Consider the following 2,164-nt stretch of genomic DNA (forward strand, 5'->3'; position numbering starts at 1 on the left):
CCCGCCAAAACACCCTATATTGGTTACTCACTTTAGCTATTGCATGCGCCGCGGCCGCCGACAAAAAATATATTTTTGGCATACCAAAACATGCTATCTTGGTATTTCAGCCAACCAGAAACCCAGTGGTACCAGTGCATGCAGCTAAACCAGGTCACCGTTGTTGGAAGCCAACGACATCAAATGAGTAAATGAGTAAAAGCTTCATTTAGCTCCACAACATAAATCATCGATCGTTAACACAAATGTTCATGGCGATGGTTTGTCACCCTCTGTCATGAAAGCTTTAGCCACGGAGGCACAGAGGAAAAGCGTTTTTCTGTTCTCCGTGTCTCTGTGCCTCCGTGGCAATTTTCTTTCACGGCAAACAAAAAATGTTAACAAGCTGTTGACTACACACTATATCTATTCTAATATTGGCACACGTGGTGTGTATTATGTGTATAATTGTGACTTTCCTGGAAGCCCGGTTGAGGTTGTATGAAAAGTCGAGAAATTATTCGCATGCTCGAGGATGAAGGGTGGGTGTTGCACCGAGTGAAAGGAAGTCACCACCACTTCAAGCATCCTGAGCGCCTTGGGTTAGTGACAGTACCCCATCCGAAACACGACATACCCAAAAAGACGTTGGACAGCATCCTCAAGCAGGCGGGGATCAAAAACGGGCCAGCTGGGTAACTGTCAGTGCTATCCAGTCATGGATGAGTGTATAGGCTGGAAATGAATACTGAAATGCCGGGTCTGGCGACAACGTCAACGACCCTAAAGGCATAATGAAACCCTAGAGGTGGTAGCCATGAAATACCCAGTAGTTCTGCATACAGACGACGGCGAAAGCTATGGCGTAATGGTGCCGGACATCGAAGGATGTTACTCCGCCGGCGACAGCATCGAAGACGCCATGGCGAACGTAAAAGAAGCCATTGAGGGGCATCTTGAGATCCTGGCGGAAGATGAAATGAAGATACCCGAGGCAGGGGCCATCGCCGACCACCAGAACAACCCCGACTACGAGGGCGGTATCTGGGCATTGGTGGACGTGGACATCACGCCATTTTTGGGCAAATCAGAGCGCATTAACATTACCTTGCCCGTTCTGCTGTTGCGGCAGATCGACAAGATGGTGGCAGCCAACCCGAGCTACCGCACCCGTTCCGGTTTCCTTCAGGAAATTGCCCGGGCAAAGCTGCGCTCAATGGGGTGAATCAGAAAAACGCCCAACTTTACGACTCGCGTTGATTGGAAAGCATCATGTAATTATTTTCAGAAAATTGATACGTCATACAACCAACCAAGAAAAAAGCTGCCAATGGCAGCTTTTTTCTTTTCCTTAATGCATGACCATTTTTATGCTGATTGTCGGGAGGTGCTGTGCCTATTCAGCCCGAAGGAAAGTCAAACCTGAAGTGCATGGATTGCTATTATTTGCTCACCAACAAGGTAGCGTTACGCCTATCAGGGAAAAGATTCAGGGATAGACTCTGCCGGAGACTGTTGAGCCTGCTGGTTAGATCTACGGGAGCAACAGTAAGTCTCGATTGATGATATTTTCCTCAAATCTGATGTCAAAGGGCTGATCAGATCTTCAGGAAACACCGATATGCCGCCAGTTCAATACGGGGTTTGAAGCCCTACAAAATACCCGGTAGCTCCGGCTTTTCCGGGTCTACCTTTTGCCTGTCTATCCACCGCTTCAGGTCTTCGGTGGTTTCGATTCCTGGCAAGCTGGTGACCGTTTTGACCCAGATAATGCCTGCAGCTTCAGCAAGGGTTCGATCTGGTGGCGTTTTTGTTGAAAATTTATATTCTTTTTCTGCTGTACATGGCAGGGGGTTAATACCACTGGTGCTCAGTAGGTTGGTAGACTCAAATGTGATCGGCGGCCAAGATTTGTGGGCCTCTTCTTCGGCCGCATCAATCGCATCACTAGCACTCGTCTGTGCACCACGGATAGGGTACTTGTAGTGACCATACTCCTGCATCTTAAGGGTAAATCCAAAGGGTATAGCGAGTCCGGACTCACTGGACATGGCTGTTTTGCGGTCAACCCCAGCGGCTACAAGTATTGGCGCTACCAACTCTATTGGTTGCCTGGCTGGCAGCATAATCTGTTTTTTTGCTTGGGCTAACCGGCGGGTGCGCTGGCAATTTACCCTGGGCAACG

General features: G+C 48.7%; 4 protein-coding genes. 3 read left to right on the top strand and 1 reads right to left on the bottom strand.

All coding sequences use genetic code 11. The features are described 5' to 3' along the window. The 3 genes from KDK15_RS20660 to KDK15_RS20670 form a co-directional block, all read left to right on the top strand. On the top strand, positions 1–191 hold a 191-nt coding region (locus KDK15_RS20660), incomplete at its 5' end, for a hypothetical protein (RefSeq protein ID WP_257297289.1). Between the two features lie 289 nt (positions 192–480). Beyond that, positions 481–678, top strand: coding sequence for a type II toxin-antitoxin system HicA family toxin (locus KDK15_RS20665; RefSeq protein WP_257297290.1), 198 nt, complete (start codon positions 481–483; stop codon positions 676–678). A gap of 118 nt (positions 679–796) precedes the next feature. Beyond that, entirely contained in the window at positions 797–1,204 is a 408-nt protein-coding gene (locus KDK15_RS20670) for a type II toxin-antitoxin system HicB family antitoxin (RefSeq protein WP_257297291.1), read from the top strand. A 427-nt stretch (positions 1,205–1,631) separates the two neighbouring features. Here KDK15_RS20670 and KDK15_RS20675 read toward each other — a convergent pair. Then, positions 1,632–2,164 (bottom strand): hypothetical protein (locus KDK15_RS20675; RefSeq protein WP_257297292.1); only part of this gene is annotated, 533 nt, incomplete at its 5' end.

This window comes from Endozoicomonas sp. YOMI1, from assembly GCF_024606345.1.
In the GTDB taxonomy this organism is placed as follows: Bacteria; Pseudomonadota; Gammaproteobacteria; order Pseudomonadales; family Endozoicomonadaceae; genus Endozoicomonas.

Coding starts and splice junctions, on each gene's coding strand:
- KDK15_RS20665 (WP_257297290.1), top strand. CDS start 481: ATGAAAAGTCGAGAAATTATTCGCATGCTCGAGGATGAAGGGTGGGTG.
- KDK15_RS20670 (WP_257297291.1), top strand. CDS start 797: ATGAAATACCCAGTAGTTCTGCATACAGACGACGGCGAAAGCTATGGC.